Annotated in this window: 15 protein-coding genes and 1 tRNA gene; 10 read left to right on the plus strand and 6 right to left on the minus strand. The window is 59.4% G+C overall.

Features of this window, described 5'->3' with window-relative positions:
- The first annotated feature begins 151 nt into the window (after positions 1-151).
- From K0B93_RS00295 to K0B93_RS00310, 4 genes are all read left to right on the plus strand, one after another.
- The gene (locus K0B93_RS00295; RefSeq protein ID WP_219865282.1) at positions 152-2,380 is read left to right on the plus strand and encodes a DUF1631 domain-containing protein; all 2,229 of its coding nucleotides are present in this window, start codon (positions 152-154) and stop codon (positions 2,378-2,380) included.
- A 73-nt stretch (positions 2,381-2,453) separates the two neighbouring features.
- Complete coding sequence (ampD, locus tag K0B93_RS00300; protein WP_219865283.1) at positions 2,454-3,083, plus strand: 1,6-anhydro-N-acetylmuramyl-L-alanine amidase AmpD; 630 nt, start codon at positions 2,454-2,456, stop codon at positions 3,081-3,083.
- A complete protein-coding gene (locus tag K0B93_RS00305; RefSeq protein ID WP_219865284.1) occupies positions 3,084-3,971 on the plus strand; it encodes a regulatory signaling modulator protein AmpE in 888 nt (295 codons plus the stop codon).
- Positions 3,972-4,095: 124 nt separating this feature from the next.
- Positions 4,096-6,126, plus strand: a complete 2,031-nt coding sequence (locus K0B93_RS00310; protein ID WP_219865285.1) for a methyl-accepting chemotaxis protein — start codon at positions 4,096-4,098, stop codon at positions 6,124-6,126.
- A 32-nt stretch (positions 6,127-6,158) separates the two neighbouring features.
- On the opposite strand, the gene K0B93_RS00315 is transcribed toward K0B93_RS00310, so the two are convergent.
- The 5 genes from K0B93_RS00315 to K0B93_RS00335 all read right to left on the minus strand — a co-directional run bounded on the left by K0B93_RS00315 (position 6,159) and on the right by K0B93_RS00335 (position 12,558).
- Positions 6,159-6,716, minus strand: a complete 558-nt coding sequence (locus K0B93_RS00315) for a cob(I)yrinic acid a,c-diamide adenosyltransferase (protein WP_219865286.1) — start codon at positions 6,714-6,716, stop codon at positions 6,159-6,161.
- Between the two features lie 13 nt (positions 6,717-6,729).
- Positions 6,730-7,623 (minus strand): ketopantoate reductase family protein, encoded by an 894-nt coding sequence (locus tag K0B93_RS00320; protein WP_219865287.1) that lies wholly within the window; start codon positions 7,621-7,623, stop codon positions 6,730-6,732.
- A 4-nt stretch (positions 7,624-7,627) separates the two neighbouring features.
- Positions 7,628-10,480 carry a valine--tRNA ligase gene (locus K0B93_RS00325; protein ID WP_219865288.1) on the minus strand — a complete coding sequence of 951 codons (2,853 nt, stop codon included), beginning with the start codon at positions 10,478-10,480 and terminating at the stop codon, positions 7,628-7,630.
- Between the two features lie 85 nt (positions 10,481-10,565).
- Positions 10,566-11,078, minus strand: coding sequence for a DNA polymerase III subunit chi (locus K0B93_RS00330; RefSeq protein ID WP_219865289.1), 513 nt, complete (start codon positions 11,076-11,078; stop codon positions 10,566-10,568).
- The gene (locus K0B93_RS00335; RefSeq protein ID WP_219865290.1) at positions 11,065-12,558 is read right to left on the minus strand and encodes a leucyl aminopeptidase; all 1,494 of its coding nucleotides are present in this window, start codon (positions 12,556-12,558) and stop codon (positions 11,065-11,067) included. Before K0B93_RS00335 ends, K0B93_RS00330 begins: the two co-directional genes overlap by 14 nt.
- 227 nt (positions 12,559-12,785) lie before the next feature.
- On the opposite strand from K0B93_RS00335, the gene lptF reads away from it, so the two are divergent.
- Together lptF and lptG are read left to right on the plus strand one after the other, a co-directional pair.
- Complete coding sequence (gene lptF, locus K0B93_RS00340) at positions 12,786-13,889, plus strand: LPS export ABC transporter permease LptF (protein ID WP_219865291.1); 1,104 nt, start codon at positions 12,786-12,788, stop codon at positions 13,887-13,889.
- Positions 13,882-14,943: an LPS export ABC transporter permease LptG gene (lptG, locus tag K0B93_RS00345; RefSeq protein WP_219865292.1), complete on the plus strand. Its 1,062-nt coding sequence runs from the start codon at positions 13,882-13,884 to the stop codon at positions 14,941-14,943. The genes lptF and lptG overlap by 8 nt, the downstream gene beginning before the upstream one ends.
- Positions 14,944-14,955: 12 nt before the next feature.
- Here lptG and K0B93_RS00350 read toward each other — a convergent pair whose 3' ends face one another.
- Positions 14,956-15,489 carry an RDD family protein gene (locus K0B93_RS00350; protein ID WP_219865293.1) on the minus strand — a complete coding sequence of 178 codons (534 nt, stop codon included), beginning with the start codon at positions 15,487-15,489 and terminating at the stop codon, positions 14,956-14,958.
- 140 nt (positions 15,490-15,629) lie between these two features.
- Here K0B93_RS00350 and alaS point away from each other — a divergent pair, with 140 nt between their 5' ends.
- From alaS to K0B93_RS00370, 4 genes are all read left to right on the plus strand, one after another.
- On the plus strand, positions 15,630-18,260 hold the full coding sequence (alaS, locus tag K0B93_RS00355; protein WP_219865294.1) for an alanine--tRNA ligase: 2,631 nt from the start codon (positions 15,630-15,632) through the stop codon (positions 18,258-18,260).
- A gap of 106 nt (positions 18,261-18,366) precedes the next feature.
- Positions 18,367-19,605 carry an aspartate kinase gene (locus K0B93_RS00360; protein ID WP_219865295.1) on the plus strand — a complete coding sequence of 413 codons (1,239 nt, stop codon included), beginning with the start codon at positions 18,367-18,369 and terminating at the stop codon, positions 19,603-19,605.
- Between the two features lie 187 nt (positions 19,606-19,792).
- Positions 19,793-19,990 carry a carbon storage regulator CsrA gene (gene csrA, locus K0B93_RS00365; RefSeq protein ID WP_007155535.1) on the plus strand — a complete coding sequence of 66 codons (198 nt, stop codon included), beginning with the start codon at positions 19,793-19,795 and terminating at the stop codon, positions 19,988-19,990.
- A gap of 126 nt (positions 19,991-20,116) precedes the next feature.
- Positions 20,117-20,206 (plus strand) — tRNA-Ser (locus tag K0B93_RS00370).
- Positions 20,207-20,268 lie beyond the last annotated feature (62 nt).

Raw genomic sequence — 20,268 nt, forward strand, 5'->3', positions numbered from 1 at the left:
CCAAACGGTATGCACCGAACCGTTAAACTGTGATTGGCGTCCTATCTACACAAAAGGTGACAAAATCTGACACAAGCTGACGTAAACAGCTCGTATTATTAGAGAATCAGGGAAGTCCCCGGCATTCCGCGATCACACCCGGAGCAGCTTAATGGCGCGCGATAACAACATTGTCAGTTTTTCTGGCCAGAAGCCGCTGCAGAGGTTTTCCCTGCCTCAGGCACTGGTGCGTTTGCGTGACGCATCGGGTCAGTCCATGAAAACGGTACTGGCAAATTTCTTTGATCGTTCGGACGATGCTCTCTTTGAACTGGCCGATCGCGCCAGTAACACGCTGGACCAGGCTGCCTATTTCGATGCCATGCGGGAGCTCCGGTTGCGACGCAAGGCCATGGTCGTTTCCATGCTCCAATATATGAGCCAGGCATTCAACGATATTGGCAAATTCCGGCCCCGTGAATCGGCCGGCATTCTTGACGAGGTGGAGGGAGATTCCCTCAGCCTTGTGGATCACTCCCAGCTCGAACAGCAGGTTGCGATCGAAAACCTGATCAACAAGCTGAGGAACCGGTATTCCGATCAGATCCGATTGTTGACTGTGAGGGTCAGCCACGTAGTCCCGTCCATCGAACTGGCAGGCAGCCAAATGCCGCTCAGCCCCGAAGTCCTGTGTGGTGGGGTAGCGGAAGCCTGTGCGGATCTTGATATCGATATTCGTGCCAAACTGGTTGTTCTCAAGCTGTTCGATCGTCTGCTGGCCGACACACTGGGAGATTTCTACCAGCAAGCCAACCAGACGTTGGTCGCCGAGGGCGTTCTGCCCGATATGAAGCGACCACCGGCGGAGCGCTCAGGTGGAGCGAAAGCCCCCTCACGCACGGGGCCAAAGAACGGTGGCGCAAAATCGTCAGGCTCTGACTCAGGAGGCGAAGGCCAGGGATCACAGGCGACCTTTTCCGAGCTGAGCGCCCTGCTGCATCAGAGTAACGAAGAGTCGGTTTCTGGCCGGGCGGTGTCCGCTGAAGGCCATCTGGATACTGACAGGCTGATGGCGCGGTTGAGCGAAATCCAGGCGGCATCCGGGAAATGGGGTGCGGACGAGATCATCACGCTGAATGATCAGCTCAAACCGGTGCTCAAGATAGAGCAGGGCAAGTTCGCCAACGTCGGCCAGGTTGATAACGACGTGATTAACCTGGTTGGCATGCTGTTCGACTTCATACTCGAGGACCGGCAGCTGCACCCTGTGATGAAGTCGTTGATCAGTCGCCTTCAGATCCCGGTGCTCAAGGTCGCCCTGAGCGACAAGAACTTTTTCAATCGGGGCGGCCATCCGGTCCGCAAACTGCTTAATGAGCTTGCACTCTCCGCGATCGGCTGGACCGAGAAGCGCGCCGATCAGAGGGACCCGCTGCGAGACAAGATCGAGTCGGTGGTTGAACGGGTTCTGAATGAGTTCACCGACAACGTCGGGTTGTTCGATGAACTGCTGAATGACTTCAGCCACTTCATGGATCTTGATCGTCGCCGTCGGGAGCTGGTCGAGCAACGCTTGCGCGATGCAGAAGAAGGTCGGGCGAGGCAGGAGCGGGCGTCCGAGGCGGTCGACGGCATGATTCGCGATCTGGTCATCAATCGGGAGATTCCGGCGCCAGTCGCGCAACTCTTGCAGGAAGCCTGGCGAAAGTACCTGCAATGGGTGGTGATCCGGGAAGGGGAGGACAGCCGCAGGTGGGCCGACGCCCGGGATCTTACCGAGCGACTGGTGTGGAGTGTCGATCCGACACCGGTGTCGGATTCGACACGCAGTGACCTGCTGCGGGCGATTCCCTCCATTGTCGACGATCTGCGCAAAGCCTTGCAGGAGATTTCCTGGGATCCGTTTGCGACGGACGCGATCATCCGTGATCTGGAGCTGGCTCACGTTGACGTTTTCCAGCGCCTGGTGACGGCCCCCGCTCGTTCCGAGCCACCGGTTGAGGCGCCGCCCGAAGCCTCCTCCGAGTCCGGGATGGAGAACGTTCCGGTTGACGCCCACGGTGCAACGGAGTCCGTTGCCGAGATGGCACGCGCCGACACGGATTCGATGGACGCAATTGCGCAGGAGTGGCTCGACCGGGCCGATTCATTGCGGGTTGGCTCCTGGATTGAGATGTCGAAAGACGGCAGCAAAGTACGCTGCAAGCTGGCAGCGTTTATCAAGGCCACCGGCAAGTACATCTTTGTTAACCGAAGCGGTGCGAAGGTTGCTGAATATCATCGCCAAGACCTGGCTTCCGCCATGGCTTCCGGTGAAATCGGAATGCTTGACGATGGCCTGATCTTCGACCGGGCGCTGGAGTCGATCATTGATAATCTGCGCAGCAGTCGCAAGGACTGAATTCGTAGCAAGACCGGCGACTTTGTGCTTCAATCAGGGCATTCTGTAATGCCCTGATACTTTTGGATTTACCTTGCCTCAATCAGACAAAGCTCCAGTCTCGCAGGTCGTTTCCCCCAGCGACGTAACTGCGCTTCGTGAAACCGGGAAGTTACCCGCCGCACGCTGGTGTCCCTCGCCCAATTTCGGTCCCCGCCCGGAGGGGGCATCGATCACTCTGCTGGTGGTTCACAACATCAGCCTGCCCCCCGGCCAGTTTGGCGGGCCGGAGATCGAGAATTTTTTCTGCAATCGCCTGGATCACTCGGCGCATCCGTATTTCGAAACCATTGCCGGAATGCAGGTGTCGGCCCACGCCCTGGTTCGCCGGGATGGCTCGCTGGTCCAGTTTGTCAGCCTCCTCGACCGGGCCTGGCATGCCGGTCGTTCCTGCTTCCAGGGCGAAGAGGAGTGCAATGATTTCTCCATTGGTATCGAACTGGAGGGCACCGACGATATTCCGTACTCGGAAGCTCAGTATTACTGCCTGGCCCAGATCGCACGCCTGATCATGCTGGCCTGGCCGGACGTAACGCCCGACCGGCTGACCGGACATTGTGACATTGCCCCGGGCCGGAAAACCGATCCCGGTCCGGTATTTGACTGGCAACACTTTCGCACCCTGCTGGCGGAAGTTGCTACCAACGACAAGGGGCGGGGCTGAATGGTTCTGATCGTATTTCTGCTGGCCTACATTGTTCGGCGCCGACTCGATACCCACAACAGTCTTTCCGGAGACAAGCTCTGGCGGCACTGGTTTCATCAGGCCGTGAAAGTCGAGGCGGGCCATGAGTCGGGCATCGCCGGTGGCTTGGCTCTGGTGGTCCTTCCAGCCCTGATTCTCGGGCTCGGAATGTATCTTCTGGATGCCGTCGGCTGGCGGGTTGTGGGTTACCCTATTGAATGGCTGATCCTGATTTTGATGATGGGGGCGCCTGGTTGGCGCCCAATACTGCAGAGCTATTCGGTGTCCTGGCAGCGCGGGGATATGCAGGCGGCCTGGCTCATCGTGGAAGACCGCTTACCGCCCGAGGAGCGGGGGGCGGCATCGTCCCCGGACGTGATGCATCTGACGCTGTCAAAGGCCTTCCTGGTCGGCGTTTTCCAGCGATTTTTCCTGGTTGGATTCTGGTATGTCGTGGGTGGTATTGGTCTGGCCGTGCTGGCCCGGGGCCTGGTGGCGCTTTCAGAACAGTGGCCCCAGGCTGCCGCACGCACCCGTTTCCAGCGGCTGGCTGAGTGGATGGCCTGGCTTCCGGTTCGATTGCTGTCGGTGACCTTCGGAATTGCCGGCGATCTGGCCGGCTGGCTGCGGGAGTTTCCCGCCAGTGTGGGTGGGGTGTCCAAGAAGACGGCCGACGTTCTCATGATTTCCGCCAACGGGTCGTTAACCGGATATGCGCTGGATCCCGAGAGGTTCTCCCGAATTCACCCCGACGAGTGGGTGGATTTTGGCGGGCGTAGCCTGGGAGCAATACGAGACCTTCTTAACCGGAGCATGCTGGTGTGGATATGCGGGCTGGCGCTGCTGGTTATCTTCGGAGTTCTCTGATCCGGCCCGGCTGAACGCAACATTTTAACAACAATTAACGCTCAAGTTTCCGGGGCTTCGGGCGACAATAAATATAAGAAAAGAACGATTGTTCAGTTGTTGAAGTTCCAGCGAGAGGGAAACCGTGAAACAACTCATTAATCCTGCCGTTGCACTGATGAACCGGCTGCCCATGGTCTACAAGTTCAGCCTGATCAGCATACTCTTCCTGTTGCCGATTGGCGGGCTCTCCTGGCTGGTGATGTCTCAACTCAATCAGTCGGTCCAGACCATGACCCGGGGGGTAGAAGGGCTGCAGCAGCTCAGGAACGTCGAACACCTGGTCTCGTCCTCCATGACCTACCGGGACTATCGTGCCGCAGGTGTGCTCAAGAACGAAGAAGGTTTGCTAGATGCATCCGAAGATGCGGCGGAGCAGATTGATTCGCTGCTGGAGAGCCTGACGGCGGAGCAACGCTCCTTTGATGCCTCGGGGTCCTGGGCGGATCAGGTAGCTGCCATACAGGCGGAGTGGCAAACGCTGCGGGCCGACGACAATTACCAGGGTGCCATCGATCCCCAGTTCAAGTATTACCAGGAGTTCGTGCAGAAGGTGATGGCGCTCTTGCCCGCCACCATCGAAATATCCGGTCTTGGTCAGGATGCGTCGCGAGAAAACCAGTTGCTGCTCGGGCTGGTGCGGGAAGCCTTGCCCGAGGCCCGTGGTGTGATAGGTCAGGCCCGCGCCTTTGGCACGTTCGCGCTTGTCGAAGGCCAGGTGGGTTATGCCCTGAGCGAGGGGCTCAATGGAATTTATGACCGGTTGACCAACCGCAGTTCCCTGTTGGCACCGGCGTTGTCGGTGGCGGCCGAAGCGTCCGATCAGCTCTCGAGCGAAGCCGGCAATACGATCGACCGCGTGAACGAGAGTCTGGTGCTGGTGCGCGATGCACTGGACCTCAATGTGATCACGCCGATGCGACTGGAAATGCCGTGGCGGGAATACGACGCGCTGATTCGCGCGCAGCTTGAAAGCTATGACGAGCTGACCGGAGCCATTTTCGATGTCGTTGAGGGCAACCTGTCGACCCGCCTCGAGAATCAGGTCAACCAGCGACGCCTCATTGTCGTCGCGCTGTTGGCCATTCTGCTGGTGGTCGTCTACCTGTACATCGGCTTCTTCATGTCGGTTCGTACCGCCATCAACCGTTTCACCGACGCGGCCCGGAATGTGGCGGCGGGTGACATGACAACCCACATCAATCTGCAGAACCGCGATGAGTTGGGGGAATTAACCAGCGAATTCAATAACATGACTGATCGAATTGCCGAGCTGATCCGGTCCGTCAGCAGCACTACTGCAGACGTGGACCAGCAGGCGGCCCGGGTCAAGGACACGGCCGCGGCGAACAGCGAGGCGGTCGCTCGTCAGATGGAAGAAAGCGGCCAGATTAACGAAGCCATGAACCAGATGGTGGAGGCCGTTAACGAGGTTACCGAAAGTGCGCATCGTGTGGCTGACAGTGCCGGTACCGCCGAAAGTGATACCGAAACCGGTCGGCAGGTTGTCGCCGATACCGTTGGAACCATCAACCAGCTGGCCGCAGAAATCTCGGGTGCCGTCGATGTGATCAACCGGGTCAGTCAGGACAGCGATAACATCAGTCAGGTCCTGGTCGAGATCAAGGCCATTGCTGAACAGACCAACCTGCTCGCACTGAACGCGGCCATTGAGGCGGCAAGGGCTGGCGAGCAGGGCCGGGGGTTCGCGGTGGTTGCCGACGAAGTACGTTCGCTGTCCCAGCGCACCCACAAATCGACGGAAGAAATCGAGGGCATGATTTCCCGGTTGCAGAGTGGGGTGAAGGATGCCGTATCGGCGATGACCAACAGCCGGAATGTTACCGAAACCACCGTGACCAAATCCGGGCAGGTGACGGAGGCGCTCGACCGAATCGCCCGGGGCATTTCGATCATTGTGGATATGAGTCATCAGATTGCCCAGGCCGCGGAAGAGCAATCTGCCGTGGCCCGGGATGTGAACACCAGCGTTGCGCAGATTGGCGATCTTGGGCAAACCACCGCCGCGAACGCCGAGGAAACCCTGGAATCATCCCGGGAAATGTCCGACCTCACCGCGTCGCTTCAGCGCTTGGTGGAGGCCTTCAAGGTGTGAGGCCTTCGTTCACCAAAACACAGATCCGGCCTTCAGAGGCCGGATTTTTTTTGCTCCCACAAAATTTCCTCGCCACCGTCTCGTCGGGCCAGTACCCGGGCGATCACAAACAGCAGGTCTGACAGCCGGTTCAGGTAATGCCGGGACGCCGTATTGATGGAATCCTCGTGCCCAAGCGCCACCACGATGCGCTCGGCCCTTCGGCACACGGCCCGGGCCAGGTGGCACTGGGCTGCGGCGGGGGTGCCGCCCGGAAGAATGAAGTTCTTCAGGGGGGGAATCCCTTCGTTGTGGTGGTCGAGGGTTTGTTCCAGCCACTCAATGTGGACATCACCAATCACTTTGCTGCCGGGAATGGCGAATTCGCCCCCCAGGTCGAAGAGGTGGTGCTGGATGCGGCGCAGGCTCTCCACCAGGGGATCATCGTTGTCCAGGGTTTCGATCAGTAGGCCGATGTGGCAGTTCAGCTCGTCGGCCGTGCCCATGGCCTCAACGCGTTGTGCGTTCTTGGCGATACGGTTGCCATCGGCCAGGCCCGTTGAGCCATCGTCCCCGGTTCGGGTGTAAATTTTGGAAAGGCGATTGCCCATCGGCATGCTCCTGTTAGCGTGGTGACAGTTGTTTTACCCGTTCTGTCAGCATTTGGTTCACCGGCGTGGGGATTGCCAGTGACTGACCCAGGCGGACCAGGTAGCCGTTGATGTAATCAATCTCGGTCGGGCGCCCCTGCAGCATATCACTGCGCATGGACGAGGTATTGTCGGCAGTCGCCCTCGCCACGGCTTCGATCCGCGTTCTCAGGGCCGGCGCGTCACTGCCCCCCTGGCCGCTGGCCGCCATCAGTTGGGCTATTTCCGTGCACAGGTCATCAATATGAGCCTGGAAAAAGTCCGCAGTCACTATGTCGCCGTTGGGGCAGTCCAGAATCGCTGTGAACGGGTTGATGCCGGCGTTAATCACCAGCTTTTGCCAGAGGCGGCCGAGGATGTGGTGTTCTGCATGGACGGTCATTGCGCTGGTCGCCAAGCGTTCGACCACGGGAGCAACGTGAGACTGGCCAGCGTCGGTCAGAGCGCCGACCCAGGTCTCTCCGGCTCCGGCGTGAATCACCGAGTCCGGTGACGGCCGGTTCGCGCCCTCGGTGGTACTGGCGGCCAGAATGGGGCGCCCCGGCCAGCGTTCCGCGACCGCCTGTTGGCTGCCAAGACCGTTCTGAAACAGCACAATCGGTACCATAACGGGCAGGGCCGCGGCCATGCCTTCAATGGCTTGCATAGTATCCCCGGCCTTGGTCGTGACCAGAATCAGGTCGGGCCTGTCCGTCGAGGCTAGCCAGGGTATCGCAACCGGGCGTTCCGTTCCGTCCAGAGCCTGGAAGCGGTAAGTCACAGACTCGGTTGGCGTCTGCCCGGGTCGGGGGATGAAGGCGGTGTCATGGGCAGGAAGCGAGGCGGCCCAAAGCCGCCCCAACGAACCTGCTCCAAGAATGGCAATCATGCCGTTACATGGCCTCGATGTCGGCCCGCTGGTCGCTGAGTCGGGACAGACTGCCCTGGGCATCCCGAAGCTTCTCCTGCTCCTTTTCCACGACCTCGGCGGGGGCCTTGGCGGTGAATTTCTCATTGCCCAATTTGCCTTCAAGGCGGCCGATCTCTTTTTGCAGACGCTCAAGTTCCTTGTCCAGACGCTTGAGTTCTGCGTCCTTGTCGATCAGGCCGGCCATCGGCACCAGCACTTCCATCTCGCCCACCAGTTGGGTCGCTGACATCGGTGCCTTGTCGCCGTCAAACCAGTCCAGGCTTTCCAGCTTGGCCAGGGATGCGAGGAACTGGCGGTTGTCGTCCATGCGGCGCTTGTCGTCCGCGTCCTTGCCGCGCAGCAGAACCGGAATTTTCTTGGCCGGGGAGATGTTCATTTCACCGCGGATGTTCCTTACCGCAACGATCACGCCCTTGAGCCACTCGATGTCAGCGGCAACCGCCGCATCCTGCTTGTTGCTGTCCGGCTGGGGGTAGGGCTGCAGCATGATGCTGTCGCCCGACTTACCGGCCAGCGGTGCGATACGCTGCCAGATTTCCTCGGTGATGAACGGCATGATCGGATGAGCGACCCGCAGTACGGCTTCGAGCACGCGAACCAGCGTGCGGCGGGTGCCGCGCTTGGCTTCGGCGCTGGCGTTTTCGTCATTCAGGACCGGCTTGGACAGTTCCAGGTACCAGTCGCAGTACTCGTTCCAGATGAACTCGTAGAGCGCGTAGGCGGCGAGGTCGAAGCGGTACTGGTCAAGGTGACGAACCACGTCCTGCTCGCAGTTCTGTAGCTCGCTGATGATCCAGCGGTCGGCCAGGGACAATTCCACGGGCTCGTCGTTCACGCCGCAGTCTTCGCCTTCGGTGTTCATCAACACATAGCGGGCAGCGTTCCAGAGCTTATTGCAGAAGTTCCGGTAACCTTCCAGGCGCTTCATGTCCCAGTTAATGTCCCGCCCGGTGGTGGCCATGGCTGCCAGGGTGAAACGCAGGGCATCGGTGCCGTGGGCGGCGATACCTTCGGGGAATTCCTTCTTGGTGCGCTTCCCGATTTTCTCGGCCAGCTTCGGCTGCATCAGGTTGCCGGTGCGCTTTTCCAGCAGATCGTCCAGACCGATGCCGTCGATCATATCCAGCGGGTCGATGACGTTGCCCTTGGATTTGGACATCTTGTCGCCGTGCTCGTCCCGGATCAGCCCGGTGACGTAGACGGTGTGGAAGGGTACCTGGGGTGTACCGTCTTCGTTTTTCATGAAGTGCATGGTCATCATGATCATCCGGGCCACCCAGAAGAAGATGATGTCGAAACCGGTGACCAGCACGTCGGTGGGGTGGAAGGTCTTGAGGCGCTCGGTGATTTCCGGCCAGCCCAGGGTGCCGAAGGTCCAGAGCGCCGAGCTGAACCAGGTGTCCAGCACATCGTCATCCTGGGACAGTTCAAGGTCAGCGGCGAGGCTGTGCTTCTGGCGCACTTCCTCTTCGCTGCGACCGACGTAAATATTGCCCTCGGCATCGTACCAGGCGGGAATTCGATGCCCCCACCAGAGCTGACGTGAAATACACCAGTCCTGGATGTCACGCATCCAGGAGAAATACATGTTCTCGTACTGCTTGGGCACGAACTGGATGCGACCGTCTTCCACCGCTTCGATCGCCGGCTTGGCCAGGGTCTTGGCGTCGGCGAACCACTGGTCGGTCAGCATCGGCTCGATGATCAGGCCGGAGCGGTCACCCCGGGGAACACTCAGGACGTGGTCTTCCACGCTCTCGAGCAGGCCATTGACCTTCATGTCGGTGACGATCTGGTCCCGGGCCTTTTCCCGGGTCAGGCCGGCGTATGCCGCCGGAATCTTGCCGTCGATCTCGGAGTTTTCAGTGCCGTCGGCGTTGAACACTTCGGCCACGCTCCGGATGTTCGCGTCCTGAGTCATGACGTTGATCATGGGCAGGTCGTTGCGTTTGCCAACGGCGTAGTCGTTGAAGTCGTGCGCCGGGGTGATCTTCACGCAGCCGGAACCCTTTTCCGGGTCGGCGTGGTGGTCGGCCACGATCGGGATGCGGCGGTTGACCAGCGGCAGGATCACGAACTTGCCAATCAGGTGCTGGTAGCGTTCATCGTCCGGGTGGACGGCTACGGCGGTATCACCCAGCAGCGTTTCGGGTCGGGTGGTGGCGACCACCAGGTAGCGTTTGCCGTCCTGGGTCTGCTCGTCGTCCGCCAGCGGGTAGCGCAGGTGCCAGAAGAAACCTTTTTCTTCCTTGTTCTCCACCTCAAGGTCGGAGATGGCAGTGTGCAGTTTCGGATCCCAGTTCACCAGGCGCTTACCGCGATACACCAGTCCTTCGTCGTACAGGCGGATAAAGACTTCCTGAACGGCCTTGTAGAAACCGTCGTCCATGGTGAAACGTTCGTGGTCCCAGTCCACGGAATTGCCCAGGCGACGCATCTGGCGGGTGATGGTGCCGCCGGAGTGCTCTTTCCAGTCCCAGATGCGCTTGATGAACTCGTCACGGCCGAGGTCGTGGCGGGTTTTCCCTTCTTCTGCGCCGACCTTTCGTTCAACCACCATCTGGGTGGCGATGCCGGCGTGGTCGGTGCCGACCTGCCAGAGAGTATTGTGGCCCTGCATACGCTTGTAGCGGGTGAGCGTGTCCATGATGGTGTGCTGGAACGCATGGCCCATGTGCAGGCTGCCGGTAACGTTGGGCGGCGGGATGGCGATGCTGTAGGACTGGCCTTCACCGGAGGGCCGGAAATACCCTTTGGATTCCCAGTTCTCGTACCACTGGCGCTCGATGTTTTCTGGCTGGTAGGTTTTTTCCATGGGTTTCTGCTGGTGACCGTTGGTTGATTCGCAAGGGGAAATTAAGACGCCCGATTATACATGGTCGCTCGTGCTGCGGCGAACCTCAGCGCTTTCTCTGGTCGTGAACCCGGGCCTCGATTCCGAGCGCCCGCAGTTGCCGGAAATGGGACCGGGCCTGGTCCAGGACGGACGGATCGTTGTGGGCAACCAGGGCCAGCCGCTTGAACCGGTCCGCATCAGCCGGCAGCGTGCTGGAGAGGATGATGACGGTATCCCAGTCCCCGGCGCCCGGCGGGCAGAGCAGAATGCCGACGGGGTCGGTGCAGGTGGTGGCGGAGTCCGGCACCACGCTGTGGGGAATAAACGCGTCGGGGCTGAAATTCCACAGCAGGTCATCCAGTTCCTGGGCGTGCTGCATGGTGTCGCAGACAATGCAGACCCGATCACCCTGTTGCCAGGCCTTGTCCACCAGTTTCGCGGCGTGGAGGTTGCGGGCCGCGGGCGTACTCTGGGCGAGGATGTGGAACCAGTAGCGCTGATCGGGGCTGTCTTGTCCGGCAGCACCGGCAGCTGGGCTGCCGGCCTCCGGACGATCGTCGGGGTTACTTGCCGGCATGGGACATCAGGTAGTCAACCAGCAAGGGAACCGGGCGACCGGATGCGCCTTTGGCCTTGCCGGATTGCCAGGCCGTGCCTGCTATGTCCAGATGCGCCCAGCGGTACTCCTTGGCGAAGCGGGACAGGAAGCAGGCCGCAGTAATGGTGCCCGCCGAACGGTCGCCGATATTCTGCATGTCGGCAAAGTTACTGTCGAGCTGGCTCTGGTAATCGTCCCACAGGGGCAAGCGCCAGGCGCGGTCATCCGCCCGTTCACCCGCCGCCAGAAGTTCGTTGGCGAGTTCATCGTTGTTGGCAAGCAGGCCGGTTGCGTGGTGGCCGAGGGCAACGATGCAGGCGCCGGTCAGCGTGGCCATGTCGATCACTGCCGCCGGGTCAAACTTCTTCACGTAGGTGAGCGCATCGCACAACACCAGTCGGCCCTCGGCGTCGGTATTGAGGATCTCGACGGTCTGGCCGGACAGGGTGGTCACGATGTCGCCGGGCCGGCAGGCACCGCCGTCCGGCATGTTCTCGGCCGCGGCAATGACTGCCACCACATTGATCTTGGGTTTGGTTTCCGCCAATACCTGCATGGCGCCGAATACGCTGGCCGAGCCGCCCATGTCGTATTTCATCTCATCCATGCCGGCACCCGGCTTGAGACTGATGCCGCCGGTGTCAAAGGTGATGCCCTTGCCAACCAGGACCTGGGGCTTGTCTTTCGGGTTGCCGCCGCGGTACTCCATCACGATCAGGCGCGGTGGCTGAGTGCTGCCTTTGCCAACGGCCAGGATGGTGTTCATGCCCATCTTTTCCATCTGCTTTTCATCAAACACTTCGGTCTTGATGCAGTCGTGGTCCTTCGCCAGTTTCTTGGCCTGTTGGGCCAGCCATTCCGGATGACAGATGTTGGGTGGGGTGTTGCCCAGATCGCGGGTGAAATTCATGCCGCGGCCGGTCGCCAGGCCGAGATTGAAGGCATCCTTCAGCGCCTTGCCGCTTGCGGAAGCGGTGACCAGGACCTTGTTCAGCTTGCGGGCAGTCGGCTTCTCGCTCTTATAGTCGGTGAACGTGTAGAGCTGCTCCTCCAGGGTGCGGCCGATCAGGTTCAGCCGGGCTTCCTCGGAACTCACCGCATCCGCGCCGGTCACGGCCGTGTCGGCCAGGGTAACCAGGGCTAATTTCGACGGACCATCTTTCAGAGCACCGACCAACGCGATCAGGGCCTTGCGGTAAGCTGCCGGGGTGCGCTCGCTGTCTTTGCCAGTACCGACGACCAGCAGCCGGCTCCAAGGCTGGTCGCTCAGCGGAACAGAGCGCGTGGTGGCGTTCTTACCACTGATATCACCGTTTTTCTGGAGTGTCTTGATCAGCCCGCCGAGCGCGTCGTCCGCCTGAGTCGTGGACTCCGGCCAGGTGCCTTTCTCGGGAAGACCGATGACAAGGCAGTCGGCTTTTGTACTGACAATGGCTTTACTGCTCAGGCTGAAATTCATGGCAACTCCTGTTGATTGTTCTGAAGAACTGTCCGCGGTGGGCGGAGGGGATTTCCGATCTAGTCTAGCATTGGGGTTGGCAGGGAGTTTATCAACCGGCAGGCCTGCCTGTGCAGTCTGGCCTGACCGTAAACGTTCCACTCTGTCATTCGGCCCAAAGGTTACATAGAATACGCGCAGTTATCTGTTTCCTCCATGATTTTACCGGCACTGGCAGAGAGACCCATTTGAGCATTATTTTCCGTTATCTAGTTCGCCAGGTGATGATCAGCATGGTTGCCGTCTCCGGCATTCTGTTGCTGGTGTTTATGAGTGGCCGATTCCTCAAATATCTGGGCAGCGCGGCAGAAGGCGAGATTGCCGCAGACGTGTTGTTCTCGATCATGGCGTTTCGTTTTCCGGGTTTTCTGGAGTTGATCCTGCCGCTGGGGCTGTTCATCGGCATTCTGCTGGCTTATGGACGGATGTATCTGGAAAGCGAGATGACGGTGTTGTTTGCCTGCGGCGTGAGTGACCGGCAGCTGCTGGCGAAAACGCTGCTGGGCAGCCTGCCGGTGATGGTTGTTGTTGGCGCAATGAGCCTGTACGTATCGCCCTGGGGCATGAAGCAGGTAGAGCGGATTTTCAATGAGCAGCGCCAGGCCACCGAGTTCGAAATGCTGGTGCCGGGACGCTTCCAGGACTTCAGCGCCGGCGGCCGGGTGACGTACACCGAGGGCCTGAGTGATGACAAGCGCGAGTTGCGGGGCGTGTTCATCGCCGAATACGGCAAGAATGGCGAGGGCGTAACGATCTTTACCGCCGAGTCGGGGTCGCAGCTGATCGACCGTGAGACCGGCAGCCGGTTCCTGATTCTGGAAGATGGTGGGCGTTTTGACGGCACTCCCGGTCGGCTCGAGTACAACGTGACTGGTTTTGATGCCTATGGGCTGAAGATCAAAAGCGGTGAAAAGGGTACCCGTGAACTGGAGGAAGGGATCAGTACCCTGGCCCTGATGGAGTCCGACAATCCCGAGGATCGCGCACTGCTGCACTGGCGTTTCTCGTTGCCTTTGATCGTGCCGATCGTGACTCTGCTGGCGGTTCGGTTGAGCCGGGTGAATCCCCGCCAGGGTCGATTCTTTCACCTGCTGCCGGCGATGTTGGTCTACATCACCTACCTGGGGCTGCTGATTGTCGCCCGCGATGCCCTGGCGAACGGCAAGGTGCCCGAATGGATCGGCATGCTCTGGGTGCATGGGCTGTTTCTCGCCTTTGGCCTCTGGTTGCAGTTCGGTCCGGCCTGGTTGTACCGCCGCCGCGCCTTAAGGGAGGCCCGCGCCCATGCGTAGGATTGACGGTTATGTCATGCGCACCGTCGGTGGCGCGATGTTCCTGGTCATGGTGGTGGTGCTCTCGCTTGACCTGATCTTTGGATTTATCGCGGAACTGGAAGACACCCGCAATAACTACCAGACACTTGAGGCGCTCTGGTACGTTGCCCTGACGCTCCCGCGTCGCATCTACGATTACCTGCCTCTGGGCGCCTTTATGGGCTGCCTGGTCGGTCTGGGCTCGATGGCGAGTTCCTCCGAGCTCACAGTGATCCGGGCCGCCGGGGTGTCGCTCAAGCGAATCGTCTGGTCTGCCATGAAACCGGCCCTGGTGGTTGTGGTGCTGGGCGTTCTGATCGGCGAGTACGTCGCCCCGCCGGCCGAGAGGCTGGCCCAGAGTGAAAAGGCGGTTGCCCTGGGTGCGGGAAGCAACGTTGCCTCGGCAACCGGGGTCTGGCACCGGGAAGGGGATGTGTTTATTCACCTCAACGCGGTTCAGCCCAACGGGGTGCTGCACGGGGTGTCGCTGTTCCGGTTTAACGAGGAGCGCGAACTTCAGTCATCGAGTTTCGCCAGGCGGGCAATTTTCCAGGGCGATCACTGGAGCCTGGAAAACGTCCGCACGACCCGAATCGAGGAAACGGGAACCAGGCTGGTCCGGCACCCGTCACTTCGTTGGGAGACGGGCCTGTCGCCGAGTGTGCTCAGCGTGCTGATCGTGAAACCGGAGAACTTGTCGATGTCCGGTCTCTACACCTACGCCAGGTATCTGGAGGACCAGGATCTGAACGCCTCACGCTACTGGCTGGCGTTCTGGAAAAAGACCCTGATGCCACTCGGTACGGCGGTCATGGTGCTCGTTGCCATTTCCTTTATCTTCGGGCCACTGCGGTCGGTGACCATGGGGTTCCGGGTGTTTACCGGTTTGCTGGTGGGCCTGCTGTTCAAATACATGCAGGATCTGCTGGGCCCAATGAGCCTGGTGTACGGCTTCAATCCGATGCTGGCGGTGCTTGTCCCGATTGCGGTCAATGCCGTGGTTGGTGCGATCCTGATGCGCCGGGCCGGGTAGCGGCCCTGGCGGTCAGCGGGTTTCCTTGGGGACCTGAACCACCACGCTGTTTGACATCCGGTCGGTAGCGGACAGTCCGTTAATGGGCAGGAACAGCGCGATGATGGCTGGCAGAGAAACAAACAGAGTCGCCGAGCCCACGTAATAACCTGCCAGCAGGGCGAGAAAGAAGACGGCCGCGGCGGTCACGTAGCGCCGCAGGGCCTGGCTCCAGCTTACCGACGTGCCATCCAGATTTTCGATCCGGATCCGCCAGACCTGCATGCCAAGCGTCTGGCCGATGCGGGTCCAGAAGTAGGCGAAGAACAGATAAAGCACCAGGAACAGCACGAAGGTCAGGCCCGGATCTCCCGAGAGCTGGCCGGCTTCCGCCATTTCCTCGAAGCGATCCCAGCCGGTGATCCAGCCGCCGATCACGGTGTAGACCCAGGTGGCTACGAGCAAAACGGCAATGCTGATCAGCCCGTCGTAGATAATGGCAAGCGCGCGCTTTACAAAAGTGGCTGGGGGTAAGAGTTCCTCGGCGTCATGGAAGCGTCGGGGCATGGGTTCTCCTGTGATGTTTCACGTTTTTCCTGTTCTCGGCGTGTGCTAGAGTAGCGGATTTGCACACGCATGTAAGTATTCGTATTCAATCGCGGACCCGCCGGTTTCACGGCGAGTTTCTGGAAAGGTATCAAAGGGCTATGAAAACCGCAGAGTTGCGACAGGCGTTTCTCGATTATTTCAGACAGCAAGGCCATACCATTGTGTCGAGCAGTTCACTGGTACCGGCGGATGATCCGACGCTGCTGTTCACCAATGCGGGAATGAACCAGTTCAAGGATGTGTTTCTTGGGCGGGAAGAGCGCGACTACACCCGGGCGACCACCTCCCAGAAATGCGTCCGTGCAGGCGGCAAGCACAACGACCTCGAAAACGTGGGTTACACCGCGCGCCACCATACTTTCTTCGAGATGCTCGGCAACTTCAGTTTCGGCGATTACTTCAAGCGCGAGGCCATCAATTACGCCTGGACCTTCCTGACCGGTGATGAGTGGCTCAAGCTGCCGACCGAAAAGCTTTGGGTGACGGTCTACGCCGACGATGACGAAGCCTACGACATCTGGAACAAGGAAATAGGCGTGCCCGCCGATCGCATTGTACGCATTGGCGATAACAAGGGTGCCCGCTACGCGTCCGACAACTTCTGGCAGATGGGCGATACCGGCCCCTGTGGCCCCTGCACGGAAATCTTCTACGATCACGGTCCCGATGTGGCCGGTGGCCCTCCCGGAAGTCCCGAGGAAGACGGCGACCGGTACATCGAGATCTGGAACGTCGTGTTCATGCAGTACAACCGGACCGCCGACGGCGAGATGATGAAGCTGCCCAAGCCCTCGGTGGACACCGGAATGGGCCTGGAGCGGATCACTGCGGTTCTGCAGGGCGTTCACAGCAACTACGAAATCGATCTGTTCCAGGACCTGCTGCGGGCCGCATCCGACGTGCTCGGCGGTGTGCCCGCGACGGAGGCCAGCCTGCGTGTGGTGGCTGACCACATCCGTTCCTGCGCTTTCCTGATCTCCGATGGCGTGATGCCTTCCAACGAAGGTCGTGGCTTCGTGCTGCGCCGCATCATTCGCCGGGCTGCCCGCCACGGCAACAAGCTGGGTGCAACCCAGCCGTTCTTCCACAAACTGGCGGGGGCTCTGGCCGATCTGATGGGCGAGGCCTATCCGCAGCTGGTGAGCAGCCGCAAGCAGATTGAAAAGGTATTGCTGCAGGAAGAAGAGCAGTTCGCCAAGACCCTGGACAAGGGCCTGCGCCTGTTGGAGCAGGACATCGCCGAGCTGGAAGGTGACGTGATTCCGGGCGAAACCATCTTCACACTGTATGACACTTACGGCTTCCCGGTTGATCTGACCAACGACATCGCCCGCGAACGCGGACTGGCACTGGACTACGACGGCTACGAGCAAGCCATGGAGCGCCAGCGCGATCGTGCCCGTGCGGCCAGCAAGTTTGGTATCGATTACAACGCCGCGGGCCTCAACATTGAAGGCAAGACCGAGTTTACCGGATACGACCATATCGACGGCCACGAGCGCATTCGTACCGTGATTGTCGGCGGCGAGGAGAAAAGCGCCGAAGCCGGCGATGAGGCGGTTGTGGTTCTGGAGCGCACTCCGTTCTACGCCGAGTCTGGCGGCCAGGTCGGCGATACCGGCCTGCTGACCTGGAGCGGCGGCCGCTTCAAAGTGACTGATACGCGCAAGGAAGGGGATAACCACCTGCACGTGGGTACCCTGATTGAAGGTGAGCTGTTCCCGGGCCTGGAAGTGGATGCCCGGATCGACCACGCCCGTCGCGAGCGCACCAAGCGCAACCATTCTGCCACGCACCTCCTGCACGCGGCATTGCGCAAGATCCTGGGCGATCATGTTACCCAGAAGGGATCGCTGGTCGATCCTGACAAACTGCGTTTCGATTTCTCGCATTTTGAGCCGGTTACGCCGGAGCAACTGAAGGAAATCGAACGCCAGGTTAACGAGCAGATCCTCGACAACACGCCCGTTGAAACCGAAATCACCGACATGGAAAAGGCCCAGGAGAAGGGGGCCATGGCGCTGTTTGGTGAAAAGTACGGGGATACGGTGCGCGTGCTCAGCATGGGTACAGACAGCTACTCGGTGGAACTGTGTGGCGGTACTCACGTTGCCCGAACCGGGGATATCGGCCTGTTCCGCATTACTTCGGAAAGTGGCATCTCCGCCGGGGTGCGCCGAATTGAGGCGGTCACAGGTTTTGGCGCGCTGGAGTGGGTGGACAGCACCGAGCGCACTCTGCGCAATACCGCAGGCCTCGTTCGGGCTACCCGGGACACCGTGGTCGAAAAGGTCCAGCAGACGCTGGATCGCAACCGCCAGTTGGAAAAAGAAGTGGATGCACTCAAGGCCAAGCTGGCGAGCTCCGCCGGAACCGACCTGGCCGGATCAGCGGTGGATGTCGCAGGTCTGAAGGTTGTTGCCTCCGAGCTTGAGGGCGCCGATCGCAAAGCCCTGATGGAAACCGCCGACCAGCTCAAGAACAAGCTGGGCGAAGGAGTGGTTGTCCTCGCCAGTGTTGAAGATGGCAAGGTGACGCTGGTGGCCGGTGTGACCAAGTCCGCCACGGGCAGGATCAAGGCCGGCGATCTCATGAAGCATCTGGCGGCACAGGTTGACGGCAAAGGCGGCGGCCGGCCGGATATGGCTCAGGGTGGCGGTAACGATCCGAGCAAGCTGGCCGATGCACTCGCAGGCATTCCTGCCTGGGTTGAAGAAAATATTGGTTAAGCAACTGTTTGTGAGGACGGGCAGGGGTTTATAATCCCGCTCGTTTTCTCATACGACTGGCGAGGCGGTGCTTCGCTGTGAGTCCCCGTTTTGGATATTGGAAAAAATGGCGCTGTTGGTTCAGAAATTTGGTGGCACCTCGGTTGGCACAACCGAGCGAATTGAAGCGGTTGCCGACAAGGTTTCCCGGTTCCGCAAGGAAGGTCATGATGTAGTGGTGGTGGTTTCAGCCATGAGTGGCGAAACCAACCGCCTGATTGCTCTGGCCTCGAACATTATGGAAGAGCCGACGCCCCGTGAAATGGACGTTCTGGTCTCCACTGGCGAGCAGGTCACCATTGCGCTGTTGTCCATGGCCCTGCAGAAACGGGGCTGTGATGCCCGGTCCTACACCGGCTCCCAGGTGCGGATTGTGACTGACAGCACGCACACCAAGGCGCGCATCAAACAGATCGATGAGCAGCGCATGCGGGAAGACCTCGATGCGGGCCGGGTTGTGGTTGTGGCCGGTTTTCAGGGTATTGATGAATGCGGCAACATAACCACGTTGGGGCGGGGTGGTTCGGACACCACGGCCGTTGCTCTGGCCGCTGCCCTCAAGGCGGACGAGTGCCAGATCTACACCGATGTTGACGGTGTCTACACAACTGATCCCCGCGTTGTCGACAGTGCCCGGCGCCTGGACCGGATTACCTTTGAAGAAATGATCGAAATGGCGAGTCTGGGCTCCAAGGTTCTCCAGATCCGTTCGGTAGAATTTGCAGGCAAATACAACGTTCCATTACGGGTTCTTTCCAGCTTCCAGGAAGGTGAAGGTACCCTGATCACTCTTGAGGATGAAAACGCCATGGAGCAACCGGTTGTTTCCGGCATCGCTTTTAACCGCGACGAAGCAAAACTGACCATCGTCGGCGTTCCCGACACGCCGGGAAGTGCATTGCGCATTCTGAAACCGGTAAGCGATGCTAATATTGAAGTAGATATGATCGTTCAGAACGTGGGCGAGGATAACAAGACCGCGTTCACGTTCACCGTGCACCGCAACGATTTCAAGCGCGCGAAGGAAGTTCTGCAGCGGGTTTCGGATGAACTGGGTGCCCGTGAAGTGGGTGGCGACAGCAAGATTGCCAAGGTAAGTATCGTCGGCGTAGGCATGCGGTCCCACGCCGGTGTTGCCACCCGAATGTTTGAGGCGTTGTCCCATGAGGGCATCAATATTCAGATGATCTCCACATCGGAAATCAAGATTTCCGTGGTGATTGATGAAAAATATCTCGAGCTGGCGGTTCGCGCACTGCATAGTGAGTTTGAACTGGACAAGCCCGCGGTAGAAGAAGAGGTCTGAGCAAGCAGATATCAGGTCGATCTGTAGGACCTCCTTGAATAAGGGAACCATTTATTGAGCCTATGACAAAACGGAACCGTATAAGGGGATGTGCGTCTTTTGATCGGTCAGTGGTCCCGCTATAAATGCGATAGTAAATAACAAATCATTTGTCGGAACAGGTAGCTCTGGATAGGGAGTAAGGGATATGTTGATTTTGACTCGCCGCGTTGGCGAAACTCTGATGGTGGGTGATGAAATCACCGTAACCGTACTCGGAGTGAAGGGGAACCAGGTGCGAATTGGCGTGAATGCCCCGAAGGAAGTAGCGGTTCACCGTGAAGAAATCTACCAGCGTATTCAGTCGGAGAAGGGCTCTGAAGAGCCGGAACCGGGCAATAGCTGAGAGATAAAAAGCCGTTCAAGTGAGACCTGAACGGCTTTTTTATTTGCCAGGGAAATCGGGATGGAAAAATCGCCTGTCAACCCTATGAAAACAGAAAAATTATGGTAGTATACGCCCCGTTCTCAAGGAGAGGTGGGTGAGTGGCTGAAACCAGTTCCCTGCTAAGGAACCGTACGAGCAATCGTACCGAGGGTTCGAATCCCTCCCTCTCCGCCATTTTCCATCCGGAAAACGAGAGCAGGTTGAAGTGGCATTCAACCAGGCAAGTGATTGATGCG

Source organism: Marinobacter sp. F4218 (assembly GCF_019443085.1).
GTDB lineage: Bacteria > Pseudomonadota > Gammaproteobacteria > Pseudomonadales > Oleiphilaceae > Marinobacter > Marinobacter albus.